Raw genomic sequence first — 16,939 nt, forward strand, 5'->3', positions numbered from 1 at the left:
GGGCCGGGCCCGCATCGGTCAAGGCGACAGGAGAGAGATGCCCGCCCACGACGAAGGAGCGTTCCCGGCGCACGGGCCGGCACCGGCCCGCCGGCGCCTGCTGCTGGTGGCCGACCCCCGGCAGCTCGACTCGGTGACCGCGCGTCGCCGGATCGCCGCCCATCTGCGCGAGATGGACCTGGTCGTGGAGACCGGGAGGTCGGAGGAGAGGGAGTGGATATGGAGGGGCGCGGACCGTCCGGACGCCGCCCTCGTGTGCGACCTTCCCGCCGTGGCGCAGGCGCTGACGGCGCGCGGAGTGCCGGTGGTGTATCTGCACTCCGGGTACCGGGCTCAGGGGCTGCCCGCCGTCACGGCGGCCGCCGTGCGGGCGCATGCCCCCGCCTGGCTGCCGGGCCCCCGGGTTGCGGGTCCGGGCGGCGCACGCCCCACGGGCCTGCTCGCACCGGCCCGGCTGGTGCGCGACAGAACCCGGACGGGATGCCTGCTGCTCGTTTCCGTCCACCAGGTGCCCGGCCGTGACCTCGCCGCCTTCGCCGACGGACCGCTGCGGGCCGTGGCCGAGGAGGCGGTGCACCGCACCGGGCGGTGCGACGTGGTGTGCGACGGCGAGGCGGAGACCACGGCCGCCGCTCTGGCGCACACCACCGGTGTCCGGGTGCACGACGCCCGCACGGTCGACGTCGACGCCCTGCACGCGGCGGCCCGTGTGTTCGTCGCCTCCCCGACGCTGACGGCCCTGACGCTGGCGCAGTCCCGCGGCGCTCCGCTCGCCCTGCTCCCACCCCTCGACCACGACCAGGACGACCTGGCCCGTCGTACCCGCCAGGCCGTGCGGGTGCCGACGGTGACCGATCCCGCCGACCCGGCGCTGTGGTCCCCTGCGGACGCCGACGCCCGCTCGGCATGGTCCGGTCTCGGCCCGGACGACCTGCGTGGCGCCCAGCGCGTCGCCCGCACGCTCCGTCAACTCGCCCTCGCCCCGATCGCTTTCTGACCGTACTCACCCGCCGCGCTGTCCGCCGGGCAGCCGCACGCGCCCGGGCCTGCCGGGCGGTGCACCCGACCCACGCAGGTGTTCTTCCGACCCGAGTCGCCGGACCGGAGTTGCGATGTCCCAGATGAGCACGGAACCCGACGGGATCAGGCCTTCCCTCACCCGTCGCGAAGACATCCCCGACGAGCAGTGGAACGACTGGCGCTGGCACATGCGCAAACGCATCACCAACCTCGACAAGGCCCGGGAATGGATCCGTCCCACACTGCTCGAGGAGCGGGCGATCGCGGAGACGGCGGGCAAGTACCGCTGGTCCGTCACGCCGTACTACGCCTCGCTGATGGACCCCTACGACCCCGGCTGCCCGGTGCGGCAGCAGGCCGTGCCCGCGCTCGGCGAGCTGCTGGAGTTCAGCGGCGCAGAGGTCGATCCGGTCGGCGACATGTACTACCGCAAGACCAACCGCGTCGTGCACAAGTACCCCGACCGGGTGATCATGCTGATCACGGAGGCGTGCCCGGTGTACTGCCGGCACTGCACCCGCAAGTTCCACACCACGGACGTCGACGGCACGTACTTCGAGCGCAGCGAGGGCGAGGACTTCAGCGAGGACCTGCGCTACATCGCCGGCCACCCGGAGATCCGGGACGTGCTGCTCACCGGCGGCGACCCGCTGTCGTACCGGGACGGAAAGCTGGAGGAGATCATCGCCGGCCTCCGGGCCATCCCGAGCGTGGAGATCATCCGGATCGGCAGCCGCTTCCCGGTCCTGCTTCCGCAGCGCATCACCCCGGACCTGTGCGCGATGCTCGCGCGATACCACCCCGTGTGGCTGAACACCCACTTCAACCACCCCAAGGAGATCACCCCGGAGGCCGAACGGGCCGTGGACCGGCTGCTGCGCCATGGCATCCCGGTGGGCAACCAGACCGTCCTGCTGCGCGGGATCAACGACGAAGTCGACACCATGCGCCGGCTCATGACCGAGCTGCTGCGGATCCGCGTACGCCCCTACTACCTCTACCACTGCGACAACGTCACCGGTGTCTCCCACTTCATGACCTCGATCGAGAAGGGCTGGGAGATCATGGAGGGCCTGCAGGGGCACATCACCGGCTTCGGCGTACCCCAGTACGTCCTCACCACCCGCCTGGGGAAGATCCCCATCGCCCGCCCGTACCACCGCGAAACACCCGACGGGCTGGCGCTGCGCAACTACCGGGGCGAGGAGATGCTCGTCGACGACAGCGTCTGTCCCCTCACCGAATCCGCCGCGGCGCACGGCTTCCGACACGCGCCCGACGTGACCGAAAACCGGACGACGGCAACCGGAGAGGGGGCACGATGACGCTCGACAAGAGGCTGGGACAGCGGTTCCTGCCGTACGGTGCCAACTACCTCGACTGGTCGGACATGAGCGAACTGCGCCACGTCATCGAACAAGGCGTGCTGTTCCGCTACCAGACCGAGACGGAGAGCATGGCCGACAGGCTGGAGCGGCGGGTCGCCGAAGAGCTCGGCGCGGACCATGTGCTCGCCGTACACAACTGCACCGAGGCGCTGCGCCTCGCCCTGGTGTCCACCCGGCCGCGGGCCGGCGACGTCGTCCACATCCCGGCCGTCACGTTCGTGGCGGTGGCCGGCGCGGTGCTGTCCACCGGGCTGATCCCGGTGCCGGTCGACGTCGACGAGTCGTTCTCCCTGGACGCCTCCTTACTGCCGCCGGACGCGCAACGGGTCGTCGTCGCGCACATGGAGGGCGCGGTCGCCCCGCTGCCCGAGCACGTCCCGTATGTCATCGAGGACGCGGCGCAGGCCCTCGGCGCCGTCTTCCCGGACGGCCGGCGCACCGGCACCCGCGGCTACGCCGGTGCCTTCAGCTTCCACCACAACAAGATCCTGACCTCGGGCGAGGGCGGACTGCTGGTCACCAACGACCCCGCGGCCTGGCAGGTGATGCGCTGCTACCACGACCACGGCTCGGCACGGGTGCCCGGCCGCTACCCCACCTGGAACGAGGGCGCCTACTACGGCGAGAACTTCGTCACCAGCGAGGAGGTCGCCGCCATCCAGTTGCAGCAGTTCCGGCACCTTGACGGCATCCTGGCCGGCCTGGAGCGCCACTACGCCATCACCGCGCAGGAACTCCCGGGCCGCAAAGACATCGCGCTGCTGCCCCGGTCGGCCGGCGACGCGAAGATCAGCCTGCGGCTGCGGCTGGAGAGCCGGGAGCTGCGGGACGCGGCGGTGGCCCGGCTCAGCGCGCGGGGCATCGCCCACTGGACCCTCGGCAAGTATTTCCTGCCGGAACACCCGGTCCTCACCTCACGCAACTCCCTGTACGCGGACGGCTTCCCCTGGAACCTCGCCGACGGGATCCCCCGCGCCATCAGCAGGGACGGCTTCGCCCGTACCCGCTCGCTGCTCGACCGCACCCTGTGCGTGCCGCTGTCCCCCGAGCTGTCCGAGACCGAGCAGCGGGTGGCGGCCAAGACGCTCCGGCAGACGCTGGAGTCGCTGTGACCGGGGCTTCGGAGACTGTTCTGCTGGCGGACGACCGGGCCTCCTCCTTCACCCGCCATGCCGCACGCAACCGCGGCGACGGCCTGGTCCTGCTGCGCTTCGAGGACGCGCGCGCCGACATGTCGGCGCAGTACCTGGACGAGACCGCCCATCTGCCGGCCTTCTGGATCCGCCGCGGCGCGCCGCTCGCGGCCGAGGCCCGGCGCTACCTCGACTGGATCCGCCGGCAGCAGGCCCGCCCGACCCGCTTCTGCAACCCCTCCGAACCCCGTCAGGACATCGCGCAGCGCTTCGCGGGGCTGGTGGGCCTGCCGCACCTGACACCCTGGCAGGTGCGGTGGGTGCGCAACAAGGCTGACATGAAGGACAAGTTCCGGGAGCTGGGGCTGCGCACCGCCATCTACGCCCATATCCGGACCGCCGGTGACGTGACGCGCTTCGCCGCCGCCCACGGCTGGCCGGTGGTCCTCAAGCCCGTCGACTCCTTCGCCTGTGTGGACACCCACCTCCTGCGCGAACCGGCCGACCTCGGCCGGGTCGATCTCACCGCACGCCGCTGGATGGTGGAGCAGTACCTCGGCGGCACCGAGTGGGAGGCGTGTGCGCTGATCCTCGACGGTGAGGTGCTCGACGTCTGGCCCAGTGCCATGCCGTGCCGGCCCCTCGACATCGTCGAAGGAGCCATGAACGCGAACATCAGCGTCGCCTCCGGCCCCGGACCGGCCTGCGACGTGACCGGCGCGGTGCGACGCATCGTCCATGGGATGGGGTTGGACCACGGTTACCTGCACATGGAGTTCTTCGAGATCGACGGCCGCGTGTACGCCGGTGAGGTCGGGCTCCGGATGGCCGGCTGCGAGATCGCCGCCAACCACGGGCATGCCTACGGGTTCGACGTCTTCGGCGCGACCCTCGACGTGTACGCCGGTCGCCGCCCCGCCCTGGAGTACGGCGAGCGCCGCTGCGTCGGCGATCTGCTGCTGCCGCTGCCCGGCACCGGCACGGTCACCGCGCTGACCTCGCAGGAGGAACTGCTGCGCATGCCCGGCGTCATCGCGGCCGCCCTGCGCACCGCTCCAGGCGAGCGTGTCACCGCACGCCGGGCCTCGCACAGCTCCTGCGGACACGTCCATGTCGAGGGCGCGACGGCCGCCGAGGTGGAAGAGCGCATGAGACACGTGCTGGACGTCTTCAGCATCGAGGTCGCCGCGGGCGCCGAGGCCGCACCGGCGCCTTCCCCCTGACCGGCGCGCCGCCTGCGCCCCCCATCCGTTCACGACCCACGGAGGACCGAACCACCATGACAGGGATGCCACGGAGGTTCCTGCGCCTGCTGACGCGCCCGCACATCGCCGGGCTCGCCTGGTGGAGCGTGGTCTCCAGGCTGCCCGTCTACCTGATGTCGCTCGCCATGGTCCTCGTGGTGCGGGAGCAGGGCGGCGGCTACCCCCAGGCGGGCCTCGTCTCCGCCCTGTACACCGCGGGCATGGCGCTGGGCAGCCCGCTCGTCGCCCGCCGGGTCGACCGCGCCGGCCGGCGGCCCGTGCTGCTCGCCACGGGCGGGACGTATCCGGCCGCTCTCATCCTCCTGGTGTGGGCGACCGTACCGGCCGACCCCGCACAGCTCGTCCTGGCGGTACTCGCCGGAGCTTCCCTGCCCCCGGCCAACGCCTGTATGCGCAGCCTGTGGGCGCGCCTGCCGCTCGAAGAGGACGAGCGGGCGACCGCCTACCTGTGGGAGGCGCTGCTCACCGAACTCCTCGTCATCGGCACGCCCGTCATGCTCGCGGCGCTGATGTTCGCCGCCTCGGTCGGCTCCGCCCTGACCGCGGTCGCCGTGCTCGGCGGCATCGGTGCGGTCGGGCTGGCGCTCACCCCGCTGCCGCCCGAAGTGACCGAACCGGACCGGGCGGCAGCGGAGTCGGGCGGCCCACCCGGCGGACTGCTGGGCCCGCTGCGCAACCGGGCCCTGCTCGGGCTGCTCGCGGTGATGGCCGCCTCGGCCGTGCCGATCGGCCTGATGACCCTCGCCATCCCGGCCTTCGTCGACGCGCACGGCACGGCCGGGCGGACCGGGTTCGTCTACGCCTGCTGGGGCATCGGCAGCGCGGTCGGGGCGCTGTGGCTCGGGGACAGCCAGACAGAGCGGCCCGTGCACCGCCGCTTCCCCTGGCTGGTCCTCGCCTTCGCGGCGGGTACGGCCCTGCCGCTGCTGGCCGGTTCCGAGATCACCCTCGGGCTCGCCCTGGCGGTGGGCGGTGCCCCCATCGCGCTCGTCTCCGCCGCCGAGATGACCCTGGTCAGCACGCTCGCCGACGGCCGCCTGCTGACCGAGGCGTTCACCTGGGCGTCTTTGTCCACCGTGCTGGGAGAGGCGGTCGGCCAGCAGACGGGCGGTCTGCTGGCCGACCCGCTCGGGCCGCACGGCGTCTTCGCGGTCGCGGTGGGCACTGCGCTACTCACCGCACTGGGGGCGTTCGGCTGCCGCGGCCTGTTCGCCCGCACGACGGCCGCACCCGCCACCGCCGGCACGGGCGGCGGCTGACCCGGCCGCACGCCCGAGGAGAGCGGCGCCCCCGGCACCCCGTACCGCCACTCCATGTCACAGCCCGTTCGCACGGCCAGCCAGTGAAACCTTCGCACGCCCAGCCAGTGAAACCAGGGACAGAGGTCAACCAGATGCAGTCCGCCCACACCGATCCGCGTACCACCGAGCAGAGCGCGTCCGTGCGCCCACCGCTCTTCCGGCCGGTGCCGCCGAACCGACTCAGCACCGCGGTGAAGGAGTTCCTCGCGGCCCCCGGGACCACACCGGTGCCGGTCCTCACCGAGGGCCGCGCCGACTTGGAGCGGGCCATCGAACTGGCGGGCCGCCTGTACGACGGTACGGCCCGGCCCGCACCGCTCGACCACGGCGTGGTGCTGGGCGGCGAGGAGTTGCCGGACGGTCTCACCGACCTGGTCGCGCCGCTCGCCCGCACGTGGCTGGCGCCCGACGACCTGCGCAGGTTCGGGCACGACCTGCGCGGCACCCTCCTGGTGGTGGGCACCTACGACCGGCTTCGGCTGGACCCGGTGCGCGGCCTGCTGCAGAGCACGTACCGGGCCGCGGGGCTCGGCCTGACCTTCCTCAGCGGCCGCGACCCGGTCTCCCTCCTGTGGAACGCGGCCAAGCAGTACGCGCGGACGCGGGAGTCCCTCACCCGTCTGGGACTGTTCACCGACACCGACCGCCCCGCCTCCACCGACGGGGTACGGGTCTACGACGACCGGGACTTCGAGCGCGTCGACATCCAGGCGGAGATCCTCGGCCACCCCTGGCGCAAGGTCGTCTTCCAGGGCCACGGCAAGGACGACAGCATCAACCTGGGCGAGTTCACCCTCTGCGGGCTCAACGACACCGCCCCCAGGGACGCCGGGCTCCTCGGCCCGCGCTGCGCCTACGGCCTGCCCTGCTACAAGCCGGAGGACAAGCTCGTAGCGCTGAACGAGGTGACGGCCGCCGAGGTCGTCCTCAGCGCCTGCAACAGCGGACCGCTGTCCGACCTCGCGCTCTACGACCCGCGCTACCAGATCCTGCTCAACGCACTGGACGGTCCGGCCCGCACGGTCGTCTCCGCCGTCTCCGTGCACGACTCCGACCGGCCCGAGAACGCGGCCTGGATGCGGGCGGCCGCCACCGGAGCCGACTCCGTCGACGCCCTCAACGCCAGCCTGGCCGGTTCGCACCCCTACCCCGCCTTCATGCGCTTCGGCCTGCCCGACCGGCAGGAGGGCGTCCGACCCGTGCCGTCGGACCACCGTCCCGACGCCTTGCTCCTGACGGCCGGCACACGACTCACCGCGCTGCTCAGCGGGGAGCTGCTGCCGCACAACCACTCCCTGCGTCCCCGGCTGGCCAGGCTCGCCCGCAAAGTGGACCTGTGGGTCGCCCGTCCCACCCATTCCGCCGACCAGTCGGACAGCGAGATCCGGGCCTCCCTGGAGGCCGATCTGCAGTCCCTCGACCACGCTGTCGCCGAGCAGGTCACCGGCCATCCGGAGACCGAGCTGATGAACTATCCCGCGCACTTCGGCGACCGCAGCCGGCTGGACGAACGGGTCGACGAGGTGACCTGCCACTGCGGCCGGCCCGCGCAGCGTTTCACCCGGCGCGGTCTGCTGCCGCACATCCTCGACACGGTGTGCGTGGTGTGTCTGCGCTGCGGCGATGTGACCTTCCGGGTGCCGGACTCGCCGGAACTGCTCGCCTTCGCCGAGGACGAGGTTCCAGCGGGCGGGGTGCTGGAGGTCCGTGCCGAACTGACCGCGGCGCGTCCGGGCCCGGTGCGGCTCGGCCTGTTCGTGCCGACGTACCTGCGCGAGGACACCGTCGTCGAACCGGCGATCGTCAAGGTCAAGGGGTCGGACCGGACCACCAGGGACGTGACGTTCCGGGTGCGGTTCGACGGGCAAACGGCGCCGCAGGCCTACTACTTCACCGTCTTCGCGGTGCAGGACCTGGCGGTCTCCACCGCCCGGCGGCACTTCGGAGTCGTTCCCCGGCGAGGCTGACAGCCGTCGGTCTCCTTCCCGTCCCGAGGAGGACAGCAATGGAGCAGAGCACCGGCTCAACCGCCGCGCACTCCGCCAAGCCCGAGATCGAGCTGATCGAGAGGGACGGCGAGGTGACGTTGAGCATCGGCGGCGAGCAGGCCATGCAGGCGTGGGAACGCGACCTGATGTGGGCCAGCGCCGACCTCCTGTGCCGACACGGGCAGGACTTCTACGAGGTCGGACTGGGCCTCGGTCTGTCGGCACTGCGGATCGCACACCACCCGGCCACCCGGAGCCACACCGTCCTGGAACTCTTCGACGAGGTCGAGGAGTTGTTCCACGCCGCCAACCCCGGCCTGCCGCCGTGCCTCTCCATCGAACGCGGCGACTTCTTCCAGCGGATCAAGGAGCTGCCGAGCGAGAGCTTCGACGGCATGTTCTTCGACCCGGCCCTCGACATGGAGGTGTGGACGGACAAGGAGCTGTGGGCGAGGACGGTGCCCGAGGTGGTCCGGGTGCTGCGGCCCGGAGGTGTCTTCATCCCGTTCTTCAGCACCAAGCCCGAGCTGCGCTGGCAGTACGTCGAGCACTTCCGCCGGGTCCATGTGGAACGGCATCCGTACCAGGCGTACGAGAGCACGGAATACACCTACGGCACCCGTGGCAACGCCTACATCCAGTGCTTCTACAAGGACTGAGGGAACCTCGTGACCGTCATCACCAGTACGTCGAAGCCCGTCCTCGACGGTGTGCGCAGTGTCTTTCTCGCCGGTCCCTTCATGGGTCTGGTCAACCCGGAGACCAACAGCATGCCGAGCGCCGAACAGCTTCCGTTCCTCACGCTCATCGAGCACTTCGAGAAACAGGGCCTGGAGGTCTACAACGCCCACCGCCGGGAGGCCTGGGGTGCGCAGGTGCTGGCACCCGAACAGTGCACGCCCCTGGACCAGCTGGAGATCCGCAAGGCGGACGTCTTCGTCGCCATCCCGGGCATCCCGCCCTCCCCGGGCACCCATGTCGAGATCGGCTGGGCGAGCGCCTTCGACAAGCCTGTCGTGCTGCTGCTGGAGGCGGGCAGGGAGGAGGAGTACGGCTTTCTCGTCCGCGGTCTCGGCTCGGTCGCCACGGTCGAGTTCGTCCACTACACGGACGTCGGCCGGGCGACACCGCAGATCGACGCGGCGATCCGCCGGGTGGTGGACCGCGTGAACAACCCGGCCGGAACGCCCTGACCGGCCGTGCAACGCACTGCGCCCCGCGCAACGGGAGGTGCGCGGGGCGGGGTGTCACCCGACGCGCCGCACCGCCGTCGGGCTCGCGCCCGTCAGGTGCCCCTCTCGGGGTGTGTCCGGGCCCCGCGCCAAGGTGCGGCCCCTCCCGGCGAAGACCGGCTTCACGGACGGAGAACCAGCTTCCCCTTCGTGCGGCGGGCGAGCAGGTCCTCATGGGCGTCGCGGGCGCGCATGAGGTCGTACTCCGCGCCGACCAGCGGACGCAGGCGTCGCCGCGCCGTGAGCCGGAGCAGTTCCTCGAGCGCGGTACCACCGGCCCCGTCCCGGGCGATGAGGGGGATGATCCAGAAGCCGGCGACGGTACGGCTCTCCATCGCGAGACGGCCGGGCGCGACGGCGGAAGCGGCCTGCCGGGACGAGGCGCCGTAGGTGACCAGACGCCCGAGATAGCCGAGGGTGTCCAGAGCGGAGTCGAGAACCGGGCCGCCGATGGCGTCCAGGACGATGTCGACCGGCTGTCCGTGGTTGGCGTAGAGGATCCGCTCCTGATAGCCCTCCGCGTCGCCGTCGATCGCCACATCCGCGCCGAGTTCGAGGGCGAAGGCACGCTTCTCCTCGGACGACGCCATGGCGATGACACGGCCCGCCCCGAACTCCCGTGCCAGCTGGACGGCGAGACTGCCCGTTCCGCCCGCGGCGGCATGCACCACCACGCTCTCGCCGGGCCGTATCCGGGCGGCCGAGCGCAACAGATGCCACGCCGTCAGCCCCTGGATGAGCAGAGCCAGCGCCTCGCCCGCACTCACCCCCTCCGGCACCGTGACCAGGTCACGGTCGGCGACGACGGCCTTCTCGGCGTAGCCACCCTGTCGAACGTAGCCGAGGACCCGCCGACCGTCTGCGGTCCGGCCGACGACCTCCAGGCCGGGTACGAGCGGCAGCGGCCCCTTCGGCGCGTACGGACCGGCGGTGTGCTCGCCCGCGATCTGCTTGATGTCACCGAAGTTGACGCCCGCGGCCGCCACCTCGACCACAGTCTCGCCCCTCCCCGCCACCGGATCCGGCACCTCGGCCGGCGCCAGGACCTCCGGCCCACCGAACCGTTCGTACTGCATGGCACGCATGAACGCCCCTCCTTCACGGGACAGACCTCTGCGATCAGGCCGGCCTCCTGGCCGGCCTCCTCAGCGCCCGACTACCCAATCACTGCCAGCAACCAGCCGAACGACGGCGGCACCACGGTCAGCAGGCTGCCGGCGACCACCACGGCGAGGGCGGCGAGGATGACCTGGCGCCGACGCGGCCCGGTACCAAGACGCCAGAGAACCGGGGTGGCGATTGCGCCCACCAGCAGCGGGGCGGTGAGCGTCCACTGCGCCGCTGCCAGCGAGACGCCGAAGTCACCCGCCACCGAGGTGATCAGCGGCGCCCCGAGGCTGCCCACCACCGCGACGACCAGGGCGATGAACATCAGCGCAGGCACCAGCAGACGGCCGACGGCCGTTGTCCGGGGCCCGGTTGCGGCTGGGCTGCCCAGGCCACCACCCGCATCCACGTCGGGCTGTTCGAGCACCTGACGGCCGAGGCGAACCGGTGACCGGCACACCGCCGCGCGCACCTCGGCGTCGCCGCACGCGGCGAACGCCTGCAACTGAAGCAGCAGGGTGCGGTCGGACAGGCTGGCGTCGTCACGCCGCCCCATCGCCGCAAGCGCCTCCAAGCCCGCGGCCGGGCCGGCGGCTTCGGCGAGGCCGCCGGCCATGGCAGCAAAAGCACGGCGGACGACCTCGAGGAACAGCTGCTTCTTCGTACCGAAGAGGCGGAAGACGTAGGCGTGCGTGATACCCGCCTTGCGGGCAATCACCTCGGCGGACACCCCGTGCAGCCCGTGCACCGCGAACTCCTCCGCGGCAATTTTCAGCACCTGCTCGCGGCGATCCGCGCCCGCCAGCCGCCTGGCCCGTTCCATGATCGCGCCTCGCTTGTAGCTACTAGTAAGTCACCTGTAACTTCACAGTTCCGCCGATGAGTTGTGCCGCGTTCCGCCGGGCGGGCTGCTTCGGGATACTGGCTCGATGCCGCAGCCACCCCTCAGCGTGGAACCCGAACCCATAACGGCCGACCCGCCCCATGCCGCGGACCGGCCGCTTCTCACCCAGTCCTGGCTCGACCTGGCCTTCCTCCACTGGGCCGCCGACCCGGCGGACGTCGCCCCGCTGCTGCCGACCGGCACCCGGCCGGACACCCTGCACGGCGTCACATACGTCGGCCTCGTCTCGTTCCGGATGCACCGCGTCGGATGGTTCCGTCTTCCCGGTATCCCGTACCTCGGTTCCTTCCCGGAGACCAACGTCCGCCTGTACTCCGTGGACGCCCATGGCCGACGCGGCGTGGTCTTCCGCTCCCTCGACGCTTCCCGCCTGATCCCCGTAGCCGTCGGACGGGCTGCGTTCCGTCTCCCGTACATCTGGTCGCGGATGGAGGTCAGCCGGCAGGGCACGACGGTCACCTACACCAGCAGCCGACGCCGGCCGGGACCTCGCGGCGCGCACAGCAGCATCGCGATACGGATCGGCGAACGGGTCGAGGCACCGACCGAACTCGAGCACTTCCTGACCGCCCGCTGGGGCATGCACAGCGCCTTCTTCGGCCGGTCCCTGTACCTCCCGAACACGCACCCGCGCTGGCCGCTCCACCATGCCGAGCTGCTGCGCTGCGACGAGAACCTCGTGGCCGCGGCGGGCCTACCCGCACCGGTCGGGCCGCCCGTCAGCGTGCTCTACTCCCCCGGAGTCCCGGTCCGCTTCGGACGCCCGCCCCGTACCCCGGGCGGCATCCCCACCCCCTGAACCCACCCCCCTTCCAACAGGAACCGGGGTCGGCGTCACGCTGTCTGGCGACGCGCGGCCGCGTGGGATATTTCGGCCGCCCCACGGGGCTGGGGCTGCTGCCGGGCCGCCTGTGCCGGTCGGTTCGCCGCCTGGTGGTCCGCGCACGACCGGTGGCGGGAGTCGTGTGCTGCGCAGGTGCAGCGGCATGCCCGTGCCGTCGAGGACCAGCGGGCCGTTCGGTGGCGAAGCCAGGACCGCGTCATGTCGTACGGACGGCCCTGATGAGCAGATATGCCGCCCGGTTGACCTCTTCGACGGTTGTCCAGCGCCCCAAGGACAGGCGGAAGGCTGACAGGCCGCGGCTGTCGTCCAGGCCCATGGCGTGCAGGACCGGTGAGAGCGTGTGGTCGCCGCTGTGGCAGGCCGAGCCGGTCGAGGCGGCCACCTCGGGCGCGGCGGCCAGCAGTTCGTGGCTACGGATGCCTTCGATGCTGATGTTGAGGGTGTTGGGCAGCCGCGGCTCGGCGGGCCCGTTGAGACGGACTCGGCCCGGCAATGCATCGCTCAGCTCTGCATGCAGGCGATCACGCAGGTCCTGGATGCGGCGGTGACCGTCGTCGGCCAGTTCTTCGGCGGCGAGTTCCGCTGCGGCGCCCAGGGCGACCGAGAGGGCGACGTTCTCCGTGCCCGCACGCAGGCCCTGCTCCTGGCCTCCGCCGTAGACGAGAGGTTCGAGGGTGATGCCGTCGCGTACGTACAGGGCGGCGATGCCCTTGGGCGCGTACATCTTGTGCCCTACGACGGTCAGCAGGTCCACACCCAGCTCGTCCACGTTCAGGGGGAGCTTGCCCACGGCCTGCGCGGCGTCGCAGTGGAACACCGCTCCGTGCGCGCGGGTTGCGCGGGCGAGTTCGGCGATCGGCTGCACAGCACCGGTCTCGTTGTTGGCCGCCATGACCGAGACGAGGACCGTCCGTTGCGTGAGGGCGGCGGCGAGGGCGGCGGGATCGACCAGACCGTCCGCGTCGACCGGCAGGTAGGTCACCTCCACGCCGTGCAGCCGCTCCAGCGCCCGGCAGGTCTGCAGGACGGCCGGGTGCTCGGTGACCTGCGTGACCACGTGCGGCCGATCGGTTTCGGCGGCCAGGACCGCGCCCCGGAGGGCGAGGTTGTCGGCCTCCGAGCCGGAGCCGGTGAAGACGATCTCCCCGGACTGCCCGCCGATCAGTGCGGCCACCTGCGCGCGGGCGCGGGTCAGGGCAGCGTGGGGCTCCCTCGCGTAGGCGTGGGCGCTGGAGGGGTTGCCGAACCAGTCCGTCAGATACGGCCACATCGCTTCCGCAACGCGCGGGTCGACGGGGGTGGTGGCGTTGTGGTCCAGGTAGACGGGGCCGCCGTGCAGCGCGGGGTGTGGAGGGATCATGCGGCGTTCTCCGTCTCGACGGGCAGCTCGGCCAGCCGCCATTCCAGCATCCCGTCGGTCAGCCGGACCGCCCTGCGGCCGCGCGCGTGCAGGAGGCGTACGGCGTCGTGGGCGAGCACGCAGTAGGCGCCCCGGCAGTAGGCCACGACCTCGGTCTCCTGCGGCAGCTCGGCGATGCGCTCGGCAAGTTCCTCGACCGGGACGGAGAGGGCGCCCGGGATGTGGCCGGCGGCGTACTCCTCGACCGGCCGCACGTCCAGGACCACGACCTCGCCGGCGGCTGAGCGGGCGAGCAGTTCCTCGCGGCTCACCTCGTGCGCGTCGGCCGGGCCGAGGTAGGCGGCGCGGGCGGGCTCGACCGCGCTCTGATGGGCCTGCGCGACCTGACGGAACAACACGTAGAGGGCGGCTACGTCGTCCCCGGCGAGCCGGTAGTGGATGCGCACACCATCGCGGCGGGTCGCCACCAGCCCGGCCTGTTTCAGGGTCTGCAGGTGTGCCGAGGCGGTCGTCAGGTTCAGCCCGGCCGTTCTGGCGAGGGCGTCGACGGGGCGCTCGCCCTGAGCCAGCAGGTCGAGCAGTTCCAGGCGCTTTCCGCTGCTCAGCGCCTTGCCGGTGCGGGCGAACGCGTCGTACAGCGCGGCTTTGCGCGCGGCATCTCCCATGACATCCTCCATAAATCCATGGAATATTGTAGAGAAGGACGAGCGCTGGGGCGACCCGGTCCCTACCGTGGAATCTGGAGGATCCGATGGGTTTCGGCGACGATCACCTGATACCGCTCGTCGACGCCGGGCTGGGCAACAGCGCCTACCTCGTCGACCTGGGCGACGGCCGCGCCCTGGCCGTGGACGCCGGCCGGGACCTGCGCGCCCTGCGCACCGCCGCCGAGCCGCGAGGACTGCGGATCGCCTACGCGGCCGACACCCACCTGCACGCCGACTTCCTCTCCGGCGCCGTCCAGCTCGCCCACGACGACGCAGCGACCGTCCTCGCCTCAGCCCGCGGGCACCGGGCCTTCCCGCACCACGCACTCGGCGACGGCGACGAGACCGACCTGGGCGGACTGACCCTGCGCGCGCTGGCCACCCCGGGCCACACCGACGAGCACCTGTCCTTCCTCCTCCTGGACGGCGCCCGGGAACTGGGGGTCTTCACCGGCGGCTCCCTGATCGTCGGCTCGGCCGCCCGTACCGACCTGCTCGGCGCCGACCGCGCCGAGGAACTGGCCCGCGCCCAGTACCACTCGCTCCGGCGCCTGACGGAGCTGCCCGACCAGGTGTCCGTGTGGCCCACGCACGGCGCAGGGTCCTTCTGCTCGGCCCCGCCCGACGCCGAACGCACCACCACCATCGGCGCCCAGAAGCAGACGAACCCACTGCTCGCCGCCCCGGACGAGGACTCCTTCGTACGGCGGCTGCTGGGCAGCCTCGGCACCTTTCCCGCGTACTTCGACCGCCTCGCCGAGGCCAACCGGCGCGGCCCCGCCGTCCTCGACGCCGAACCCGGACTGCCGCGGCTGACACCCACAGAAGCGGTCCGACTTCGGGGTATGGGCGGCGAGTTGGTCGATGTCCGCCCCGCCGCCGACTTCGCCGCGGGGCACATTCCCGGTGCGATCTCCATCCCGCTGCGCGACCAGTTCGCCACCTGGCTCGGCTGGCTCCTGCCCGACGACACCCCGCTCGTCTTCGTCACCGCCCCCGGCCAGGACCTCGCCGAACTCACCTGGCAGGCCCTGAAGATCGGCTATGAACGCCTCACGGGCCACCTCCCGATGAGTGCCTGGCTCGCCGACGGGGGCGAGCAGCAGACCATCGGACTGGTCACCGCCGACCGCATGACCGACCGCCCCGTCCTCGACGTCCGTCAGGACGCCGAGCGCGTCGCCGGGCACATCCCGGGCGCCGTCGGCATCGAGCTCGGCGACCTGTCGGCCCGCACCGACGAGGTACCCGCCGGCGCGGTCGTGCACTGCGGGCACGGCGAGCGCGCCATGACCGCCGCCAGCCTTCTCCAGCGCGCCGGACACCACGGCCTCGCCGTGCTGGCAGGCGGCCCCGACGACTGGGCCAAGGCCACCGGCCGCTCCCTCGAGGAGGGCGAGTGACCTCCGGCACCACCACCCCGGAGCGCGGCATACGGCTCGGGCTGCACGCCAACCTCGCCCAGTTCACCCTGCTCGTCGCCGTCAACGCCCTCGTGGGCGGCATGCTCGGCCAGGAGCGCACCGTGCTGCCGCTGCTGGCGCGCGACGTGTTCCGCCTGTCCGCCTACACCGCCGCACTGACCTACATCGTGGCCTTCGGCGCCACCAAGGCGATCACCAACTTCTTCGCCGGCACCCTCTGCGACCGTTACGGCCGTAAGCCCGTCCTCGTGGCGGGGTGGCTGGTGGCGCTGCCGGTGCCGGTGCTGCTGATCTGGGGACCGTCCTGGGGCTGGATCGTCTTCGCCAACGTCCTGCTCGGCATCAACCAGGGCCTGACCTGGTCCACCACCGTCATCATGAAGATCGACCTGGTCGGCCCGGCCCGGCGCGGTCTGGCCATGGGCTTCAACGAAGCCTCCGGCTATGTCGCCCTCGCGGCCACCGCCATGGCCACCGGCGCCATCGCCTCCCACTGGGGCCTGCGCCCCGCCCCCTTCCTCCTCGGCGCCGCCTACGCCGCCCTCGCCCTGGGCCTGTCCACTCTCGCCGTCCTCGAGACCCGCGAACACGCACGCGCCGAGGCTGCTCTCCACCCCGCCCCGAGCAACCCCGACCACCACGGCGAGCTGACCACCCGGCAGATCGCCTGGCTCACCAGCGTCCGTGACAAGGCCCTGTCCGCTGCCAGCCAGGCCGGCCTGGTCAACAATCTCAACGACGCCCTCGCCTGGGGCATCTTCCCGCTCCTCTTCGCCGCCCACGGCCTGTCCGTCGCCCGGATCGGCGTCCTGGCCGCCCTCTACCCGGCGGTGTGGGGCTTCGGACAGCTGTTCACCGGCTGGTGGTCCGACCGGATCGGCCGCAAGCACCTGATCACCGCCGGCATGCTCGTCCAGGCCGTCGCCATCGCCTTGGTGGCGACGGGCACCACCTTCCCGGTCTGGGCCGGCGCGCAGATCCTCCTCGGCGTCGGCACCGCCCTGGTCTACCCCACCCTCCTCGCCGCCATCGGCGACGTCGCCCACCCCGCCTGGCGCGCCCGCGCCGTCGGCGTCTACCGGCTGTGGCGCGACGGCGGCTTCGCCGTGGGCGCCCTGCTCGCCGGAGCACTCGCCGATGCCTACGGCCCGACCACCGCCATCTGGGCCGTCGCCGCCCTCACCGCCGCCTCCGGCTTCGCCGTGGCGCTGGGCATGTATGAAACGCATCCACGCGCATGAATCACCACCACGCGTATGACCCATC

General features: G+C 71.9%; 15 protein-coding genes. 11 read left to right on the forward strand and 4 right to left on the reverse strand.

The genetic code is table 11. The features are described 5' to 3' along the window. The first annotated feature begins 37 nt into the window (after positions 1 to 37). From blsF to AQI88_RS07420, 8 genes are all read left to right on the forward strand, one after another. On the forward strand, positions 38 to 997 hold the full coding sequence (blsF, locus tag AQI88_RS07385; RefSeq protein WP_244184068.1) for a CGA synthase-related protein: 960 nt from the start codon (positions 38 to 40) through the stop codon (positions 995 to 997). Between the two features lie 124 nt (positions 998 to 1,121). Next, positions 1,122 to 2,345, forward strand: a complete 1,224-nt coding sequence (gene blsG, locus AQI88_RS07390; RefSeq protein WP_107118508.1) for an arginine 2,3-aminomutase — start codon at positions 1,122 to 1,124, stop codon at positions 2,343 to 2,345. Beyond that, a complete protein-coding gene (locus AQI88_RS07395) occupies positions 2,342 to 3,520 on the forward strand; it encodes a DegT/DnrJ/EryC1/StrS family aminotransferase (protein ID WP_066993886.1) in 1,179 nt (392 codons plus the stop codon). Before blsG ends, AQI88_RS07395 begins: the two co-directional genes overlap by 4 nt. Next, on the forward strand, positions 3,517 to 4,764 hold the full coding sequence (locus AQI88_RS07400; protein WP_066993889.1) for an ATP-grasp domain-containing protein: 1,248 nt from the start codon (positions 3,517 to 3,519) through the stop codon (positions 4,762 to 4,764). Before AQI88_RS07395 ends, AQI88_RS07400 begins: the two co-directional genes overlap by 4 nt. 65 nt (positions 4,765 to 4,829) lie before the next feature. Continuing rightward, entirely contained in the window at positions 4,830 to 6,065 is a 1,236-nt protein-coding gene (locus tag AQI88_RS07405) for an MFS transporter (RefSeq protein WP_244184069.1), read from the forward strand. 134 nt (positions 6,066 to 6,199) lie between these two features. Further along, positions 6,200 to 8,074 carry a hypothetical protein gene (locus AQI88_RS07410; RefSeq protein ID WP_066993895.1) on the forward strand — a complete coding sequence of 625 codons (1,875 nt, stop codon included), beginning with the start codon at positions 6,200 to 6,202 and terminating at the stop codon, positions 8,072 to 8,074. 38 nt (positions 8,075 to 8,112) lie between these two features. Continuing rightward, positions 8,113 to 8,754: a class I SAM-dependent methyltransferase gene (locus AQI88_RS07415; RefSeq protein ID WP_066993898.1), complete on the forward strand. Its 642-nt coding sequence runs from the start codon at positions 8,113 to 8,115 to the stop codon at positions 8,752 to 8,754. A gap of 9 nt (positions 8,755 to 8,763) precedes the next feature. Then, positions 8,764 to 9,288 (forward strand): TIR domain-containing protein, encoded by a 525-nt coding sequence (locus tag AQI88_RS07420; RefSeq protein ID WP_107118494.1) that lies wholly within the window; start codon positions 8,764 to 8,766, stop codon positions 9,286 to 9,288. Between the two features lie 161 nt (positions 9,289 to 9,449). Here the strand turns inward: AQI88_RS07420 and AQI88_RS07425 are convergent, their stop codons facing one another. Then, positions 9,450 to 10,412 (reverse strand): quinone oxidoreductase family protein, encoded by a 963-nt coding sequence (locus tag AQI88_RS07425; RefSeq protein ID WP_066993901.1) that lies wholly within the window; start codon positions 10,410 to 10,412, stop codon positions 9,450 to 9,452. A 71-nt stretch (positions 10,413 to 10,483) separates the two neighbouring features. Beyond that, positions 10,484 to 11,257 carry a TetR/AcrR family transcriptional regulator gene (locus AQI88_RS49020; RefSeq protein ID WP_066993904.1) on the reverse strand — a complete coding sequence of 258 codons (774 nt, stop codon included), beginning with the start codon at positions 11,255 to 11,257 and terminating at the stop codon, positions 10,484 to 10,486. A gap of 106 nt (positions 11,258 to 11,363) precedes the next feature. On the opposite strand from AQI88_RS49020, the gene AQI88_RS07435 reads away from it, so the two are divergent. After that, complete coding sequence (locus AQI88_RS07435; protein WP_066993907.1) at positions 11,364 to 12,137, forward strand: YqjF family protein; 774 nt, start codon at positions 11,364 to 11,366, stop codon at positions 12,135 to 12,137. Between the two features lie 241 nt (positions 12,138 to 12,378). On the opposite strand, the gene AQI88_RS07440 is transcribed toward AQI88_RS07435, so the two are convergent. Together AQI88_RS07440 and AQI88_RS07445 are read right to left on the reverse strand one after the other, a co-directional pair. After that, positions 12,379 to 13,542, reverse strand: a complete 1,164-nt coding sequence (locus AQI88_RS07440; protein WP_066993910.1) for a cysteine desulfurase family protein — start codon at positions 13,540 to 13,542, stop codon at positions 12,379 to 12,381. Further along, positions 13,539 to 14,207, reverse strand: coding sequence for a metalloregulator ArsR/SmtB family transcription factor (locus AQI88_RS07445; protein WP_066994952.1), 669 nt, complete (start codon positions 14,205 to 14,207; stop codon positions 13,539 to 13,541). Before AQI88_RS07445 ends, AQI88_RS07440 begins: the two co-directional genes overlap by 4 nt. Positions 14,208 to 14,293: 86 nt before the next feature. Between AQI88_RS07445 and AQI88_RS07450 the strand changes: the two genes are divergently transcribed. Continuing rightward, positions 14,294 to 15,652: an MBL fold metallo-hydrolase gene (locus AQI88_RS07450; RefSeq protein WP_066993913.1), complete on the forward strand. Its 1,359-nt coding sequence runs from the start codon at positions 14,294 to 14,296 to the stop codon at positions 15,650 to 15,652. Beyond that, positions 15,649 to 16,914, forward strand: coding sequence for an MFS transporter (locus AQI88_RS07455; protein ID WP_066993916.1), 1,266 nt, complete (start codon positions 15,649 to 15,651; stop codon positions 16,912 to 16,914). The genes AQI88_RS07450 and AQI88_RS07455 overlap by 4 nt, the downstream gene beginning before the upstream one ends. Positions 16,915 to 16,939 lie beyond the last annotated feature (25 nt).

Source organism: Streptomyces cellostaticus (genome assembly GCF_001513965.1).
Taxonomy (GTDB): domain Bacteria; phylum Actinomycetota; class Actinomycetes; order Streptomycetales; family Streptomycetaceae; genus Streptomyces; species Streptomyces cellostaticus.

Coding starts and splice junctions, on each gene's coding strand:
- blsF (WP_244184068.1), top strand. CDS start 38: ATGCCCGCCCACGACGAAGGAGCGTTCCCGGCGCACGGGCCGGCACCG.
- blsG (WP_107118508.1), top strand. CDS start 1,122: ATGAGCACGGAACCCGACGGGATCAGGCCTTCCCTCACCCGTCGCGAA.
- AQI88_RS07395 (WP_066993886.1), top strand. CDS start 2,342: ATGACGCTCGACAAGAGGCTGGGACAGCGGTTCCTGCCGTACGGTGCC.
- AQI88_RS07405 (WP_244184069.1), top strand. CDS start 4,830: ATGCCACGGAGGTTCCTGCGCCTGCTGACGCGCCCGCACATCGCCGGG.
- AQI88_RS07410 (WP_066993895.1), top strand. CDS start 6,200: ATGCAGTCCGCCCACACCGATCCGCGTACCACCGAGCAGAGCGCGTCC.
- AQI88_RS07415 (WP_066993898.1), top strand. CDS start 8,113: ATGGAGCAGAGCACCGGCTCAACCGCCGCGCACTCCGCCAAGCCCGAG.
- AQI88_RS07425 (WP_066993901.1), bottom strand. CDS start 10,412: ATGCGTGCCATGCAGTACGAACGGTTCGGTGGGCCGGAGGTCCTGGCG.
- AQI88_RS49020 (WP_066993904.1), bottom strand. CDS start 11,257: ATGGAACGGGCCAGGCGGCTGGCGGGCGCGGATCGCCGCGAGCAGGTG.
- AQI88_RS07435 (WP_066993907.1), top strand. CDS start 11,364: ATGCCGCAGCCACCCCTCAGCGTGGAACCCGAACCCATAACGGCCGAC.
- AQI88_RS07440 (WP_066993910.1), bottom strand. CDS start 13,542: ATGATCCCTCCACACCCCGCGCTGCACGGCGGCCCCGTCTACCTGGAC.
- AQI88_RS07445 (WP_066994952.1), bottom strand. CDS start 14,207: ATGGGAGATGCCGCGCGCAAAGCCGCGCTGTACGACGCGTTCGCCCGC.
- AQI88_RS07450 (WP_066993913.1), top strand. CDS start 14,294: ATGGGTTTCGGCGACGATCACCTGATACCGCTCGTCGACGCCGGGCTG.